This window comes from bacterium (genome assembly GCA_023150945.1).
Taxonomy (GTDB): domain Bacteria; phylum Zhuqueibacterota; class Zhuqueibacteria; order Zhuqueibacterales; family Zhuqueibacteraceae; genus Coneutiohabitans.
In genome coordinates this window covers 19,345-36,970 of record JAKLJX010000004.1, presented here as the reverse complement: position 1 = coordinate 36,970, position 17,626 = coordinate 19,345, and the positions used below count along the sequence as shown (strand labels likewise).

Annotated in this window: 8 protein-coding genes; 3 read left to right on the top strand and 5 right to left on the bottom strand. The window is 58.8% G+C overall.

Annotated elements, in window-relative coordinates:
- Positions 1–101 precede the first annotated feature (101 nt).
- Positions 102–728 carry a hypothetical protein gene (locus L6R21_06995; GenBank protein MCK6558930.1) on the top strand — a complete coding sequence of 209 codons (627 nt, stop codon included), beginning with the start codon at positions 102–104 and terminating at the stop codon, positions 726–728.
- Between the two features lie 15 nt (positions 729–743).
- On the opposite strand, the gene L6R21_06990 is transcribed toward L6R21_06995, so the two are convergent.
- Genes L6R21_06990 through L6R21_06980 form a run of 3 tightly spaced genes read right to left on the bottom strand, consistent with a single transcriptional unit; the run spans position 744 to position 4,568 of the window.
- Positions 744–2,087, bottom strand: a complete 1,344-nt coding sequence (locus L6R21_06990; protein ID MCK6558929.1) for an NAD(P)-binding domain-containing protein — start codon at positions 2,085–2,087, stop codon at positions 744–746.
- Entirely contained in the window at positions 2,080–2,424 is a 345-nt protein-coding gene (locus tag L6R21_06985) for a DUF1992 domain-containing protein (GenBank protein MCK6558928.1), read from the bottom strand. Before L6R21_06985 ends, L6R21_06990 begins: the two co-directional genes overlap by 8 nt.
- Positions 2,421–4,568 carry a SpoIIE family protein phosphatase gene (locus L6R21_06980; GenBank protein MCK6558927.1) on the bottom strand — a complete coding sequence of 716 codons (2,148 nt, stop codon included), beginning with the start codon at positions 4,566–4,568 and terminating at the stop codon, positions 2,421–2,423. The genes L6R21_06985 and L6R21_06980 overlap by 4 nt, the downstream gene beginning before the upstream one ends.
- Positions 4,569–4,854: 286 nt before the next feature.
- Here L6R21_06980 and L6R21_06975 point away from each other — a divergent pair, with 286 nt between their 5' ends.
- Positions 4,855–5,400 (top strand): HD domain-containing protein, encoded by a 546-nt coding sequence (locus L6R21_06975; GenBank protein MCK6558926.1) that lies wholly within the window; start codon positions 4,855–4,857, stop codon positions 5,398–5,400.
- Positions 5,401–5,518: 118 nt separating this feature from the next.
- On the top strand, positions 5,519–5,956 hold the full coding sequence (gene dut, locus L6R21_06970) for a dUTP diphosphatase (GenBank protein MCK6558925.1): 438 nt from the start codon (positions 5,519–5,521) through the stop codon (positions 5,954–5,956).
- A 21-nt stretch (positions 5,957–5,977) separates the two neighbouring features.
- Here the strand turns inward: dut and L6R21_06965 are convergent, their stop codons facing one another.
- Entirely contained in the window at positions 5,978–8,965 is a 2,988-nt protein-coding gene (locus L6R21_06965) for an SBBP repeat-containing protein (protein ID MCK6558924.1), read from the bottom strand.
- 115 nt (positions 8,966–9,080) lie between these two features.
- On the bottom strand, positions 9,081–17,489 hold the full coding sequence (locus tag L6R21_06960) for an Ig-like domain-containing protein (GenBank protein ID MCK6558923.1): 8,409 nt from the start codon (positions 17,487–17,489) through the stop codon (positions 9,081–9,083).
- Positions 17,490–17,626 lie beyond the last annotated feature (137 nt).

The following is a 17,626-nucleotide window of genomic DNA, read 5'->3' as shown; positions in this document are numbered from 1 at the left end:
CGCTATCCCATGCGGCAAAAACTCAGAAAAAGGTTTTGCCTCTATGCCCTCAGATTTGTATGATACCGCCGCATGTAAAACTTATCTGAGGGGAGACGTCTATGCCAGCCCGGCCTCAATCAAAATCGAAGAAAAGTGATCCGATCCAGCGGGAGTTGAGACGCCTGAGCCGCCGCATGGAACAAGGCTTTCGCAGTCTGAAGAGTGGCCAGCAGACCGTCACGCAACGGCAACTGAATCTCGAAAAGAGACAGGATAATCTCGAAAAGCGCCAGAACAATCTCGAAAAGGGACAGCAGAAGCTCGAGAAGAGACAGCAGAAGCTCGAGAAAAGACAGTTCAACTTGGAGAAAAACCTACGGGCCTTGAGATCCAGTCAGCGCGATCTAAAGAACAGGCTCAGAAGAATCGAAAAACGGCAGCTTGAATGTGAAGCGAAAATGAAGGCGTTTTGGAAAAGCGTGGTGAATTTGTTCAATGGAATTCTCCGGCGGATGGAAATAATAGAAGAGGAGAACAGAAAGTTCAGAGATCAGATCTACACACTGATTGATGGCGTCATGAAAAAGCATGACGACTTCACAATCGAGAAGCAGGCGCTGGCTGCGTGTGATGATCGCCTCGATGGTCGCGTCGAGGTGCTGGAGCAATCCGATGGCACACAGAATCGCGCACTCCAGGAACTCGATACCTGCGTGGCCTCGCTCGAAGCTCTTCCACTGAAGTAGATGCCCGGGCGGGTTTCAACGCCCGCCAACCTCCTTTTTCCCCGCGTTTTCTCCGATTGCCGCCTTCTTCCTCCCTCCTTTGCGTCGTAGCTCTCGCTTGATTTGCCGAACATAGGGGAAGAAATCCACCTGCATGGTGTGCCGGGCTGAGGTGACGTAACGCCGGCGCAAGTGCTCGCGTTCGCGAATGATTTCCCGTTGCATCACCGCGGCGTTGGGCAGTCTGCATTCTCCGGTGAGCAAGCGGGCGACCCACTGCGCCTGCAGCTCGGCCAGCGGCATGATGGCGCCCAGCGGCTGCAAGAAACCGATGAAATAAAGATGCGGATGCTGCACGGACACGACCCGGCGGTAGAGCGGCAGTTCATTGTCCCGCACCGACAAAACTTCCTGCTTGAAAAACGGGAAGGAAACATTGTAGCCGGTGGCGTAAACGATGCAGTCGATCCGCTCGCGGCTGCCGTCTTCAAACACCACGGTGTCGCCGGCGAGCATTTTGACATTCGGTTTGATCTTGATCCCCCCATGGCCGATCAACGTCAGCAAATCGGATGAAATGGTGGGATGCGCCTGATGAAGCTTATGCGCCGGCTCCGGCAAGCCCAGCCGCCGCTGCGAACCGTGCGCCACCCAAAGCAGCAAACGCATGCTCAGCGACTGCACCGCCAGCGGCAGCATGCTGGTGAAGGGCGTGGTGAATTGGTCGACCGGCCTGCCCAGAATGTATTTGGGAATCACCTGCGCGCTGCGCCGGGTGGAGAGGAACGTCTGTGCCGCCACCCGGCTGCTTTCACAGGCAATATCGACGCCGGAATTTCCCATCCCGATTACCAGGACGTTTTTCCCGGCAAACAAATCGGGGGTCTTGTAATCATGCGAGTGCATTTGCAGACCGTCGAAGCGACCGGGGAAATGCGCCCACTTCGGATCCCAGTGATGGCCATTTGCCACCAGCACGGCACGAGAACGGCAGTTCTTGCCGCCGGCGAGCGTGACTTCCCAACTTCCGTCGGCCGCCGGCGCAGCTTGCACCACCTCGGTGCGAAAAGTGATCTTGTCGCGAAAACCGAAATGATCGACGTAGTCATCGAAATACTTGGCAATCTGTGCGTGGTGGGGATAGTCCGGATAGTGTTGCGGCATGGGAAAATCAGAAAATGCCATGCGCGTTTTCGAGGTGTTGATGTGCAGCGAGGCATACGCCGAGGACTGGCCGTTGTCATTCAAATAGCGCCAGTTGCCGCCGACCATCGAACCTTTCTCGAAACAATCGAAGGGAATGCCCTGATCATGCAGCACTTTTGCCGCGGCAATGCCGGAGGCTCCGGCGCCGATGATGCACACGCGGGAATCATTCATGCCGGGAGGCGGGATTGCGGAGGTAGCGGCGATGGCGCTCCATCAGGAGATGGAAGCGCGTTTCCAAATCACGAATCTGGCGGCGCAGCCATTGCGACTCTGCTTCCGACGCGCCTGCCAACTGTTCCTGCAATGCGGCAAGGTCTTGCTTGAGCTGCATTTCCTCCGGCAAGATATTGGCATTCTTCAAGATTTTGAAGCTCAGCCGCAGGCTGGCGGGAATGGCGGAATCGTCTTCCCAATTGAGCGGCCGGCCCTGGCCAGGCAGATTGTCGAATTCACCGTTGGCAATCGCTGCGAGAATCTTCTGTTCGGCGAGGTGCTCGAAGGCGTTCATGTCGGCACTCCTGCGGCTGCGGCCTCTGTTTCGGGCTCCGTGCTCAGCGCTCGCGCGCTGCGGCGCGGTTGTTCCGTGACGCCCACGACGACGACGGTAAAATCGTCATGGGTGTTGGCGAGTCCGACATGATCATAGATGCTCAACAAGATGCGATCCTTGAGCGCATCGGCTGTCTTGTAATCACGGCGTTGCACCACCGCCAGCAGCGATTTTTCCTGAAATTCTTCTTCGTTGTCGTTGCGCGCCTCCACCACGCCGTCCGTGTAAAAGACGAAGAAATCGCCGGCGGCCACCGGCAACGTCATCTCCTCCAGCGCGGCTTCAAACGCCGGCCCTTCTTCCAAGCCAATGGCCATGCCCGCGGGTTGCAGAAAAGTTGGCACGCTGGTGTACGGCGATTGCAGCAGGGGATTGTGGCCGGCGCGACTGAAGGTCATGGTCATGCTGTCGGGGTCAAAGACGGCGTAGAGCAAGGTGATGAACAGGTTTTTCTCGAGGCTGCGGCTCAGAATGCGGTTGGTGTGAATCAGCACTTCACGCGGCGAATCATAGTGACGACCGAGCGCTTCGACCACGCCCTTCACCTGTGCCATGTAGAATGCCGCGGCTGCGCCCTTGCCCGAAACATCCCCCACCACCACCACGAGCTTGCGGCCGCGGGTGAAAACATCATAGTAATCTCCACCCACTTCCTGCGCCGCCACGCTGACGCCCGCGACCTCGAGGCCCGGCACCTCCGGCATGACTTTGGGCAACAGCTTGGTCTGCGCTTCGTGCGCGACGCGCAACTCCTGCGACAACCGCTCTTTCTCGATGGATTCCGCGAGCAAATGGGCATTGTGAAAGGCAATGGCGGCTTGATCGGCGAAGGATTGCAGCATGTCCTGATCGAACTGATCGTAGCCGAAGTAATCCTGTTTTGCCGAGAACAGCACGCCGAGAATTTGGCCGCGCGACATCAACGGCACCGCTAGAATGGCGCCAATGTCCCTCTTCCACGGCCGCACACCGGCAGCACGCGCCTCCGCGGTGACGTCATTGATCAACAGGCTCTTTTGATTTTGAATGACCCAGCCGCTGATGCCGGATTCGCGGCTCATTGGCATCTCCTGCTGCTCGCGGTCGGTGAGATTGACCGCCGAGCGCAACACCGGCGGCGCGCCGCTTTCTTCGAGCAGCTCCAGCCAGGCAAAATCGGAGCGCGTGACTTGCAGCGCCCGTTGCGTGATCATCGCCATCAGTTGCTCGCGCTCCATGAAATGGCTGATGGACTGGCTCAGCTCCTGCAGCGTTTTGATGGCGTTGATTTTTTCATCGAAGCTGCCCGCGGTGGGCAAGTGCAGCAGCAACGCAAAGGCGGTGACTCCGGCATAGACGCTGAAGAACAGCGCGATCGCTCCACAAACCGCGGCAAAGGCGATGCTGTAATCCGCCACGAAGCTGCCGGCCATGCGTTGCGTCAACATGATGCCCAGGCCGCACGCCAGCCCGGAAGCGAGAAACACCACCCACTTCTGCCGGCGATTGAGATAATCGATCCAGCGATGGCGGAAAGCGTTGACCACAATCAACAGCAACAGCAGAATGAAGGGGACATCGGCGAGCCAGTTTTGCTCGAAAGCCACGAAGAAGCTCACGCGGCCGCGCGCGGAAGAGGTCGCCGCCACCAGCAGCATGGCAAACACCAGCAGGCGAAAGTTGCGCAGGGTCGAGCTTTTGCTTTTGTAGAAAATCAGATTGGCGAGCAGGCCGGAGAGCAGCAGGTGCAGCAACACCAGCAGAAACGCGGCCGCGGTGCCGATGAGAAAATGGCGGGTGGAAACGAACAGCCGCGAGGCGGGAAACTGGGAAGCCGGGGCAGCGATCAAGTACTGGTCAACGACAATCATCACCAGCAGCGGGGTGAGGGCGGTCAAAAAGATGTAGCGCAGGGTGTGAAAGATGCGGCGCTCGGAGAAGACCCTGATTTGCTGCCGCAGCGGCAACAGCATCACGATGGCCGCCAGCAACACGCCGTCCCGCAACAGGCGCACGATCTCGGGGATGCGCTCGATCATGAACCACACGGTGTCGACCAGCGTCACTCCGAGAAAGGTCAAAAATGGAACGGAAAGTATCGTGTTCTTGAGAATGCGGCGCATGCCGAAGGTCGTTTTCGGTTATTCCTGTGCCCGGGTCGAAATCCCGGCCTCAACTGAAAAACAAAACGTCAAACCGCAGCCTGTGGCCGGTGAGCATACAACTCCCGTTACCGAGGCTGGATTTTTTTTCGCACGGACACCAACTCGCTTGTCAGGCCCGGCAAAGTAGACATCAGCAGATGGAAAGTCAAGCGCGATCTCTTCTCCGGTGCGCCGCCGAATTCGGCCTTGAATGTGAGTGCGGCGATTTCGTATTTTGACCGGCGTACCAAAGCAAAGGTTTCAGATGCAAATTTCTCAGACCCAGACTCACAACCACACCCACGATTGGGCGATGATCGACCGCGCCCTCGCCACAGCCGCTTTCGCGCACCGCCAGCAAACGCGCAAGAGCACTGACATCCCCTACATCGTGCATCCTTGTGCCGTCGGCTTGCTGCTGCTTGATGCCGGCTGCCCGACCGAGGTCGTGGTCGCGGGCATTCTGCACGACGTGATCGAAGACACCCCGGTAACGCTCGCAGCGCTGCGCCGGGATTTCGGCGCCACGATTGCCGAACTGGTGGCGCAATGCTCCGAGCCGGACAAATCCCTGCCCTGGGAAAAGCGCAAACAACACACGATTACCTTTCTCGCCACCGCGCCCGCGCCGGTCAAGCTGGTGGTGGCGGCGGACAAGCTGCACAATCTGCGCGGCATTGCGCTGGAACAGCATCGCCTGGGAGAGGCGGTGTGGCAGCGTTTCAATCGCGGCCGCGAGCAGCAGGAATGGTATTACCGCCGCGTGGCGGAGAGTCTCATGCAAAACTTGCCGGAGGGATGCAACACTTAGCTTTTCGAACAACTGCAGCGGGAGGTGGCTGCGATTTTTGGCTAGGCGAATGGCGGGATCAGACGAACGAAGAATCCGGGAATATCACCAACTTCAAAAGGATAGTCCACTCTTGAATATTCGCATCAAAGTCAAGAAACTGCATCCGGCGGCGCGCGTGCCGGAATACAAAACTGCGCTTGCCGCCGGCATGGATTTGTATGCCCGGCTGGAGACGGCCAAAGTGCTGGCGCCGGGCGAATCGGCATTGATTGCCACCGGCATTGCGTTGGAATTGCCGCCGGGTTATGAAGCCCAGGTGCGGCCGCGCAGCGGCTTGGCGCTCAATCACGCGGTCACGCTGTTGAATTCGCCGGGCACGGTGGATGCCGACTATCGCGGGGAAATCAATGTGATCGTCATCAATCATCACCGCCAGCAATCCTTCACCATCAACCCGCACGATCGCATCGCGCAGCTTGTGATTGCCGCCGTGGCGCGGGCGGAACTAGTTGAGGTGGAGGAGTTGAATGAAACCGCCCGGTCGGCCGGCGGCTTCGGCAGCACCGGCCGCTGAGGGCGCGGCAGCCACTTGTCTCTATTTCGCCAACACCATCTTCTTCGTCTCCACGAACCCGCCTTCCACTTCCAGGCGATAGTAGTAGATCCCGCTGGGCACCGCCTCGCCGGCGAAGTTGCGGCCGTGCCACATGACGGTGTGAAAGCCCGCCTCCTGCCGGCGATTCACCAGCCGTATCACGACTTGGCCAAGCGTGTTGAACACCGTCAATTTCACCTGAGCCGGCTGCGGCAATTGATACGCAATGCTGGTCGAGGGATTGAAGGGATTGGGATAGTTCTGGGCAAGACTGAAAACGCTTGACTGACGGTGCTTTTCTGCGACAACGGCGGCCGCAACCGCGGGTTTGTATTTGATCGTCGTAATGGCGGTCCAACAATCTTCAGACAAACATAAACATGCTTGCCCTTCGGAATAGCCCGTCACATACAACGCGCCGGATTCGGCGATTTTCAAATCAACTACATAGTCGTTTGTATGCCCGGGGCCATCATAGATTTCAGACCACAATTGGCGCCCATCCGCAAAATGAAATTTCGCCGTGCGAAAATGTAAAGAAGAAGCGTTGCAACTCTCGTTTCTTTCATTATAAATGTAGCCAACTCGTCCGGACAGATAAACGTTGCCAGAATCATCGACGGCAAAACTACTCGCCATGTAGTGCTGATAGCGCGCAATACCCTCAAAACCGGCCACCCATTGAGTCTTGCCGATGGAATCATATTTTACCACGCGATAGTAGGGCTCGCTTTGACCATTGACATAAACACTTCCTGCAGCGTCAACTAAAATTCCATCGGCACGATCCCAACCGCCATGCCACGCGCCTTCGAGACTGGCGATCCATTTTTTGACTCCATTGCTGTCATATTTGATCGTGACGAAATCTTGCGCAGCGCTGCCCGTGACATAGACATTTCCCGCCATGTCAACCGCAAGCGCACGAGCATCATCATCGTTGTTCTTGACATCGAGGCGCTTGCTCCATTTTCTTGCGCCGTGGCGATCGTATTTGATCGTCAAATAGTCCCGACCAGAATCCAAACCGGCGCTGCTTCCCGTAACATAGACACTTCCAGCACTGTCCACTGCAATACCTGCTGGCTTGTCTATGCCATTGGCCGGCCCGTTGTAGTTTGCCTGCCATGCCAACGATCCGTCTGAAAGGTATTTGACCGTCAGGTAATTCTGATTGCTGAACATGGTCATATAGACGCTGCCAACATGATCAGTGACCAGGGCAACGGGCAAATCATTTGTATTGGCATTCAGATTGTGCAACACGCGCCAGCGCAGCACGCCGTTTGCGTCGTACTTGGCAACAAAACCATGACGCCCTGCCACCGCGCTGGTCTGGCCCGCAATCAGAACATGATCGGTCGCGTCGACTGTAATCAAATTCGCTTGAGCCTCACACGGGAAGAAGTTTTGTTCGCCGCCATGTGCGTCATATTTCAGCACTCCGCGTATGCCGCCCACGGTGGCCAGGATACAAAGATTCTCTTTGCTGTCAATCATAAGTTTTGAAGGATAACCATCACCCCAGCCTTCCCCTCCAAAATCTGAAAACCATTGCATCGCACCCGAGTTGGAAAACTTTGAGGTGGCAAAATCATGATTCCAAGCATTCTGCCACTTTGTTCCAGTCAGATAAACGCCGTCATGGTTGTCCAGTTTTAGTGCAGCCGGCAGATTGATGCTGTGGCCACTACTGTCGTGGCGCAACGTCCATTGTTCTACTCCGGCAGAATCGTATTTAATCGTTATGGCCGTGGCATGCAATGATGATTTCTCGCGAACGCCGGTAACGTAAACGTCGCCATTTTCATGAAGCGCAAGTGCCTGAACGTCATAGGAGGAAGTCTGCGACTCCGGCGAGCGCTTGACCCACAATTCGCGGCCAGAGCTATCGTATTTCAATGTCGCAAACACAGAAACGCCGGCAGAATCAAAGCTGGTTCCTGCGACAAGAACATTTCCAGTAGCATCTACAGCAATTGCTCTGGCATAGTCATTCAGATTCTTGGGGCCGTTGTAGCGAACGATCCATTGTTCTGCACCATTTGGATCATACTTCATCGTGACGAAATCGTCGCCGGTAGAACTTCTCGCACTTGTACCTGTGACGAATAAATTGCCCGCCGCATCCAAAGTCGCAGCCGGAGTGCGATCGGCGTTATGCCCCGGACCATCATACGAGCGAATCCAAAGTTGGGAGCCTTCGTTGTTATACTTGGCCGCAACCAGGTCGCTATTTTTTCCCACGCCACAAGTTCCGGTCACATAAATATTGCCGGCCTCGTCGAGCAAAAGAGCCGAGGGAGAATCCGGCTCATCTTCGCGGCAATCGAGCGAGGCGATCCATTGTTGCCGGCCGTTTTGATTGTATTTGATCGTCACAAACTTTCCGCGTGAAGCAGACCCGCTTATTCCCGTGACATAGGTATTGCCCTTGTCATCGAGGGCTAACGCGGAAATCCGATCGTCTGCCGTTCCGCTGCTGTGAAAACGCGCCACCCATTGCTCAATGCCGGCAGCATCATACTTGATCGTCAAGAAATCCCAGCGGGAATCATCGCCCCAACTGCTTCCTGCCACATAAACGTTGCCCTCCTGATCAACCACCAAGCTTACCGGGGTGTCATCACCGTGAAACGGGCTGTCGTAGGATGCCGACCAAAGTACCCGGCCCTGCAAATCATATTTGAAGGTTTGAATGTCAGTGCCAAAGGGCATGTTTTCGCTGCTGCCGGTGACGTAAGCATTCCCTTCCGAGTCCATTGCCAAAGCTGTGGGGCGATCGTTTGCAGGTGTTCTTGAGCTGTAGTGCTTGATCCAGGAGGTTTGAAGTTCATCCGAATAAGTTTGTGATTCTGTCATTTCGCTAATGGACTGTTCGATCGGAGAGGCAATCACAGGCCGAGAGATTCCGCTGGCAAGAAAATGATGCAAGGAAAGTCCAACAAGAAAAAGGCCGGCCCAGAATAGAAGTTTTGAGGATTTCATTGGCGTCGCAAACCCATTCATCTGCGAATGTTCAAACAGAATCGTCTGTGTTGACCGGGAGGCCACACAGACGATTCGAAACAAATTGCATTTGATTAGGCGCGTTTCTCCCCGACTATTTTGCCAGTACCATCTTTTTCGTCTCCACGAACCCGCCTTCCACTTCCAAGCGATAGTAGTAGATCCCGCTGGGCACCGCCTCGCCGGCATGATTGCGGCCGTGCCACATCACGGTGTGAAAGCCTGCCTCCTGCCGGCGATTCACCAGCCGCGTGACCACCTGGCCCAGGGTGTTGAAGATCGTCAACCGCACCTGCGCCGGTTGCGGCAGTTGATACTGGATGCTGGTCGAGGGATTGAACGGATTCGGGTAATTCTGACGCAAGGCAAAACTTATCGGCTGCGCCACTTCGATCTGAATTGGGCCGTGGCTGATGAGATTGCCGCTCAGGTCGATCTCCTCGAGTTTGTAAAAGTAGCGGCTGCCGGCGCTCGCGGTTTCATCCACGAAAGAATACTCGCCGCCCGGCCGCGGTGGGAGAATGCCGCTGTTGAGCTGGTGATATTGGCCGTTGCGCGCCTGGCTGCGCAGCACGTTGAAGCCGGCAAAGTTGATCTCGCCCGAAGTTGTCCAGCTCAAAATCACCCCCTTGGCATTTGCCGCGCTCGCCGAGAAGCTGAGCAGCGATACCGGCACTTTGATCACCCAGTCCGTAGCAACGTGATCGGCGCCATCCGACACAGTGACCTTGACGGCGTTGTAGCTCTCCGCAGTGATCAGCGTGTAACGCGCAGAGTCACCGCCGACCGGCAGGCCGTTCCGCTCCCAAATGAAGCTGAGTGGATCGCCGTCTTCGTCAGCCGCCTGCACTCGCAGCGTGAGACGTGCCTGTTTGCCGGGTTCGGTAATCAACGTAGTGTCGGGCTTACTCGGGTTCGCGTCGCCCACCGGGCTGCGGCTCACGATGCGCGGCGGACGGTTGCGGTTCAACACTTCGAGGCGCACGATTTCGATGTCGATACCGCCGCGATTATCGCGCACATAGAAGGCCGGTTCATAGATGCCCGCGGCATTGAGATTCGGCACCCAGGTGAAAGTCAGCGTCGCGAGTGAATCAAAAGTGGCGCCCGGCGGCAAATGGCCCGCGCCGAAACGAATGGGATCGCCATCCTCATCCCTGGCCGCAAGGGTGAACTCCACCCGCTCGCCCTCGGTCAAGCGCCGATCCGGCAGGTCGGTGAAAATCGGGAAATTGTTGGTGAAGCCGTTGGCGATAAACTCGACTTCCGGCAGGCCGGAACGAATGACTTTGACGCGATTCGCGCCGGGATTCGCACCGAGCGTCAATGCCACGGAAGCCACGCCGTTGCTGTCACTCAACGCGCCGGCACTGGAGAGATTGGGCTGGCCGTTGAGATAGCCGCCGCCGGCCGTGATCACAAAATTCACCGACTCATCGGGCACGGGATTACCGAAGCGATCGGCCAACTTTGCCTGCAACGGAAAGTTAAGCGGCTTGCCCACGGTGCCGCCCTGGTTGTTGGTGCGCGGCACCGCCGCCATGGCCGTGGCCGCCGCCGCGGTCGCGTAAACCGTCACGGTTTGCGGCGCAATCGGCAACGTGCTGACGCGGGCGCGAATTCTTCTGGGTCCGCTCACGTTGTCGAACATGATGGTAAAGCTCACCAGGCCGCCGTCTTTGCTGATGGCCTCCGGAGCGAGCAGCATGCCGGTGCCGGAAACAATTTCGAGCCGCACCGGAATGCCGTCCACGCCGTTGCCAAAACGATCACTGACACGAAACGCAGTCACTGACAGCGTGCCACCCACCGGTGCCGAGGGCGCGGTGGCAAGAATGGGATTCATACAGCACGGCTGGCCGCCAATGCCGTTGGCGCGAAAATCCAGCGGTGAGCCTTCCAAGCCTTCCGAGCTGACCCGCAGCGTGTTCAAACCCACTTGATCACCCAAGCGCCACGCCACCGTGGCAAGTCCATGAATGTTGGTGCGCAGCACCGCATGGCTCACATACCCGCCGCCAAAGGCCACGGCAAAATGCACATTGATGTTGGCCACCGGCCGGTTGGTGTTGTCGGTCACTTTGACGCTGATCGAATCCGGCAATTCCTCGCCGGCGATGCCGGCTTGATCATTCCCCGCAATGCTGAGCAGCTTGCGCGCCGGCCGGTTGACGGCATTGGCGGTGAGGATGATGGGGGAGTTGTTCAGACCGGCGGACTCCGCCCAAATCTGGCTCTCGCCGGTGGTGCCGCCGAAGACATAGTGGGTCTCCGCAATGCCACTGGCATTGGAGTTGACGCGCAGGCTGCGGTTGCCGTCGGGAAAGCGGCCGTCTCCGGCTTTCACGGAGAAGATCACCGGATGCCCGGCAACGCCATTGCCGAACCGGTCTTCGACTTTGATGCGCAGAGGATCGGGCGTCGCAGTGTAGAGATTGCCAGTTTGACTGTTACCGCTGGTCAGTGACAATTGCTGCGCGGCGAGCGCCAGAAACTGCACGGTCGAGCCGTTGGTGATGCTGATGCCGCTGGTAACGCGCGCCGTGATCGTCTTCGCGCCGGCGCGCCGCGAGGCGAAGCTGCCGGTGGTTTTGCCGTCTCGGTCCGTCTTTTTGGTGGGCTGCGAAATCTCATTCGGGCCGTTGGTGACTTCGATGATCACCGCTTGATCGGGCACGGGATTGTCATACACATCTCGCACGAAAATGGTGACCGGCATGGGCGTCAAACCGTCAGCCGGCACGGCCCCGCTCGCTTGCACGTAGGACGTGATCGCGCTTGGTTTACCGCCGGTGGCAAACGCCACAAATCGCAGGGGCGAATTGTTCAGGGGATTGACCCCATCGTTGGCGGCGGCCTGCACGAGCTGGCTGTCCGGCACCACGGCCGGGCCGAGGCGCAACGTCAACTGGGCGATGCCGTTGTCATTGCTCATCACCGTGGAATCGCTGGCGCCACTGCTGAAATTGCCGCCGCCGCGCAACACCGTGAAGCGCACCGGATGATTCTTCACCGTGTTGCCGTTGGCATCACGCACGCGCACGCGAAAAGGCTGCGCCAACAACTCACCCGAACTGCCGGTCTGCCGGTTGCCGCCCTCGGTCGCCAAGCTCGCGGCCTTGCTCGCTTCCGCGCTCGCCACAAAGCGAACCGGCGAGTTGGTCAGCGGAATCGAGCCGTTGCTGGCGCGGGCTTCGACCACGTTGTTGTAGCTGCCGGCTGCCGGCCCCAGGGTGAGCGTCACTTGCGCGCGACCTTCGGCATTGGTCTTGACGGTGTCGCTCGACTGGCCGTTGAAATTCCCCCCTCCTGCCGCCACTTTGAAGATGACCTCGACATTGGCCACGTTGTTGCCGTGTTTGTCCACCACCTTTGTCACAAACGGCACGCCGAGCTGGTTGCCCACGACCCCGCGCGCGCTGTCGCCGGCAACTTTGGACAAACTCGCCGGCGCATCCACTTCTGCGGTCGCGGTGAATTGCACCGGCGAGCCTGGCAAAGCCGGAGTGATCATGGCGGTGGCGCGATTGGCCACGGGCCGAATGCCGAGGCGCCAGCGCACGCGCGCCTGGCCCAGCGAATCAGTTGGCACGGTCTTTTCCGTTACGCTTCCCTCCAGCTTGCCGCCGCCCTCCGTGATTTTGAACACCACCTCGCGGCCGGCGATGCCTTGCTCTGCCGAATCAAGCACCGCTGCCGCCAGTGGATTGAGCAGGAATTGATCGACAATGCCGGTCTGTTCATTGCCGGAGGCGAGTCTGAATTGCTTCAGGCCATAATTTACCACCGTAAAGATTTTCGGTGAGCCATTTACCGGCTGATTGTTGTAAGTCGCCGAGGCGCGCACGCGGTTGGTGGCGCCTGGCGCAGGATCGCAGGTGAAAAAGGCTTCGGCATCGCCGGCAGCGTTGGTGTTGATGGTGACTGTGGCCTTTCCGCCGAAACTGCCGTTGCCCTGGGTGACTTCGAATTTCACCGGAAAGCCCGGCAAGGCATTGCTGTTTTCATCTTTGATGCGGATCGTCAGCGGCTGCTTCAGCACATGGCCGGCAGAGCCACGCTGATCATCGCCGGCAACTTTGGTGAAGGAGCCGGGCGTGGCAGCGATGCCGGTGAAAATGATCGGGCTGCCGCTCAAGGCGCTGGCCGAAGCTTCCACCGTGTTCGCAACATTGGTCTGACCGCCCAGAATCAGTGTGATCGCTGCCCGGCCGTTGGCCTCAGTTGCAATGGTCTTGGTCGTGCCGCCCTCTTGAAAACGGCCGCCGCCCGCGGTGATTTTGAACGTGACCGCCACGCCGCTGACACCGTTGATGCCGGTGACATCGGTCACGCGCGCCACGAAAGGCTTGCTCAACGGTTGATTGACCGAGCCGACCAAATTGGTTTCGCCGTCCGGCTGCAGCACTGCGGCCGGGCCGGCGGTGACGTTCGCCGTGAAACTGATCGGGCTGTTCGCCAGACTGCCCACCAGCGCGACCGCCTGCGCCTCCTGGCTGCCCACCGTGTCGCCCACCGTCCACGTTGTTGCCAACCGGCCGTTGCCGTCTGTCGCCGGATAGAGCTGGACGTCATCCACAAAAAAGTGACCGCTGCCACTGGTCTTGAATTGCAGGGGCCGGCTGCCGACGGTGCCATTCACGCCGAAGAGTCGATATTGCACCCAACTCTCGCCGGTCGCCGAAGGCAACAGATCGATCGTTTGCTGCAACAACTCACCGGTGCTGCTGCTCTGCTGCCAAACCACCTGGGCGGTGCCGCTCACGACTTTCGCCCAAAACGTCAACACGTAGTTGGTGCTTTCCGCATACTTCGGCGACTGGCTCACACCCACGCCGCTGCGCGCCGCGTTGATTTCCAGGCTACGCAAACCGGCTTTCGGCGCATTGGTGGAAGCGGTGACTTCGCTGGCGGTTGGCGAGTTCAACAGCGACCACGAAGCCGGCGTGGTGCCGCTGGCGTTTTCAAAGCCGCCGTTGCGAAAACCGGTTTGTGCTGCCAGCGTACCGCCGCCGCGTTTTGCGGTGAACTCGATCGGCACGTTGGGCACACCCGCGTTGCTCTCTTCCAGCACGCGCACGGCGATTTTCTCCGGCAAGGGCGTGCGCACCGCCGCTGTCTGATTATTCCCGCCCACCCGATTCAGCGTCTTCGCAAAGCCGGAAACCGCAGTGGCCTTGAAGAGGCGCGGCGAATTGGTGAGCGGAATGCCATTGCTGCCATAGCTCCGTGCTTCCACTTGATTCTCAGCCTGCACCTGCCCCAACGTCAGCGTGGTGAAAGCTCTGCCGTCGCGATCGGTGAGGCTGGTATAGCTGCTCAGCCGGCCGTCGCCCGCGGTAATCACCCAGCTCACCGGATGCCCGGCCGTGGGATTGTTGCCGGCATCGTACACACGCACGGTAAACGGCAGCAACAGCTCTTTGGCGGCCGCGCCGGTTTGATTGTTGTTGGTCATCTCGGCCAGCCGCACCGCCGCGCCGCCCGAGGCCACGGCAGTAAACTGCGCGGGCACGAGACTCTTATGCCGGGCTTCGATTTTCACCTCCCCCGAGGTTTGGCCCAGGGTGACGATTGCGCTTGCCTGGCCGTTGCCATCCGTGACAAAGCCGGGGTCTTCCAATCCGGTGGGAATGAAATTGAGATCCGCAGTGATGATGAATTTGTCGAGCCAGGTCTCTTCATAGCGCGCCTTGAACTCGAGGGTGTGGCGGCCGGCCGCGAAATTGAACTGCCGGGGATTGAACTGCGGATTTTCCGCGGGACCGTTGCCGCGGCCACTCAATCGGTTCCACGTCCATTTGTCGCTAATTTGCCCTTGAAACACGTCATAGATTTGGTCGGCACCGCCATCGACACTGACCATCCAACTGCCGGCCGGCGCTTGATTCTTGCGGCTGCGTGTCCAAATGATGTAGGTTCCGGCTTGCGCAATGTCGAAAGAATAGGTGGCTTTGGCATCCTGGGTGTTGCCGGCGGGATAGGTGAGGTATTTGCCGCGCGCTGCCTCGGCATCATTGCGCACGCGCAGCGGCGCCTGAATCGTGCCGGACTCGGCTTCGATGCGAATGTGCCCATCCGGCGCCGGCGGCGGCGCGACCACGGCCTCGCCTTTGGTCACGACGAAATCCACCGTCTTGCCGGGCGAGGGATTGGATTCGGCATCCACCAGTCGCACCACCAGCGGCTGCGGCAACGTTGCGCCGACCGAGGCCACTTGATCATTGCCCGCGACCGCCGTGATGCTGGCGGCCTCCTTGATCGGCACCGAAATGGAAATGGCATCAATGGCGTTCTCCGGACCAGCGGCAGCCAACATAAAGCCGGCATAGGGCCCGTTTTCGAGCTTTTGGGGATCCGTCAGTTCGCGATCAAAGCTGCCGTTGACGAAAACCGTGAAGGAGTTGAATTGCTCGGTGAGGTTGTACTCCACGCGCATGATGGCGCCCGGCCCAATCTGTCCACCGAAGGAATTGCCGCTGTCGATTTGATTGGTGAGCGTGCCGTTCTCCACGCGCCACAGGATCGTCTTGCCGGAGGAGTTGTTGTGCTGAATGAAATAGCCGTTGGGCCGGCTGGTGGCGTTGCTCGCCATCACCAAGATGCCGCTTTCATTGATCGGGCCCAGCACCGCGGTCGGCGCCCAGGTCAACGAAACTTCACGCGGATCGCGGCGCGTACTCAATACTGCGGCTTGGTAGCCGGAGCCGTTGTTGTGAACCGCGCCGTTCACAATTGCCACGCCCGCGCCTGCCACCCACCCTTCTCCCAACGCCGGACCGGGGCGCTCAAAGTTGTCGGTAAGCGCGGCCAGCAGCGCGGTCGTGCCTTGCACGACATTCGAAATAGTGCCGGTGTTGCCGCCGTCATCCACGGCTTTGACGGCGAAGTAGTAGGTGGTACCGCCCTGCAAGCCGCTGACTTCGAGATTCTCCAGCGTGCCGACCAACGACGGTGGCTTTAGGCCGAGGGCACGGGCGGCAAGGTTGAAATTCGTCGCAGTGATGGCCGTGGTGGAATAGCGCACGTCATAGCTGGTGCACTGGCCGATGTTGCCGTCATCGCCGGGCGCGGTGAATTGCAGCGTCACGCCCGCGGAACTGGTGCCGAGCACACTCAGGTCGGTGATCGCACCGGGTGCCGCCAGATCGCTGGCCGTCGTGGCAAAGAAATCGTCAACTCCGTTGTTGGTAGCGCCGTTGATCTGCACGCCGGCGTAGAGCAGACCCTCGTTGCCCTGTCGCTTCAGCGGATCAATCAACACGCCGTCGAACACGCCGCCGGTGGTCACGGTGAATTTGTGGCCGTCGGAATCCGTGGCGATTTCGACGCGAAACACCTCGCCCACCGCGGGCGCGGGCGCGCGCGCCGGCTCAATTTGAATTGCCGGATTCACCGGCACGCCCTCGCGCAATTCATGCAGGCGGATGGTGTTTTCCCCCGTGCTGCTGTTGACGTTGTGAAAAACGAGATAGCCGTCGGCAGTGTTGGGATCGGCGCTGTTGAGCATCACCGCCAGGCCGGTGAAGGCGCGGCCCACGGCGTCACTGTTGGCGCCGTATTTGAATTCGATGATGCGCGGGTTCGTCATCTCTTTGGGAATCGCCAGGAAGCGGTCCCAGGCATCGACGGTGGAGGTATTGACCAGTTCGTTGTTCTTGATCTGCATCGCGCTGTTGAACGCCCATTTGGCGCCCAAACCCGGACCGGTGCGGTTGAAGTTGTCTTGAAACTCCCGCACCACTTGCGGCGCGTGATTCTTGCGAATCTCTTCGAACCACACCTGGGCAATGACGTCATAGCCGGCATCGTTGGGATGCACGGTATCGAACATGCGCGCCGTCTGCCAGTTGGGATCCGCGAGAAAGCGCGTGTTGAGATCCACCAGAAAGATCTTCACGCCCTGGGAGCGCTTGGTCAACACCAAATCGGGCAGCAGGGCGTTGAGCTCTTCGATCTCGCTCTGATGGCTGTCCTTGCGCGGCAGCAGCGTCGCGAGATAGATTTCGATCAGGCCGTTGAATTGAAAAATGTTGTCGATGATCTCGCCGATCTCGTTGCGCGTGCTGGTCACGCCCTGATTTTGGTTGAGATCGTTGGTGCCGATGAGCAACAGCACGAGATTGGCAGGATTCTTCTGCAAGTAGGATTTGACGTTGTCGCGAACGAGATCCGCCCGGTAGCCGCCGTGCCCCTCGTGCTGCGTGTCCGGGAAACCGGTGCCGCCGTTGAGACTGCCGACGAAATCGAAGGCAATGCCCTCGTTGGTGAGACGGGTATAAAGCCCGCTGCGATACGCGGCGGCGTTGGAGGAGCCGTCGCCGTCGGTGATGGAGTCGCCGAGCGGCATGATCTTCAATTGCGCGTGGGCGGCAACCGCGCAGAGCAGAATGGCCGCCAGCGTCAGGCGCCATTGCCGGCGGACCGGATGATATTTCTCGCTTCGAGTCTTGCGCAGGTGGGCAAAAGCGGATACCAGGCTGGGGATCCAAGACGCACTCACGATGTCATCTCCTGGGGGTAAAATCTTGAATCGGCTCCGCCCTCGCTGGCGGAGAATCTGTCGACGAAGTCTTCAACCAACAACTCCCGGCGTCGATTGTGCAAGGAGAAGAAAAGCGGTTCTCACCACACGAAATG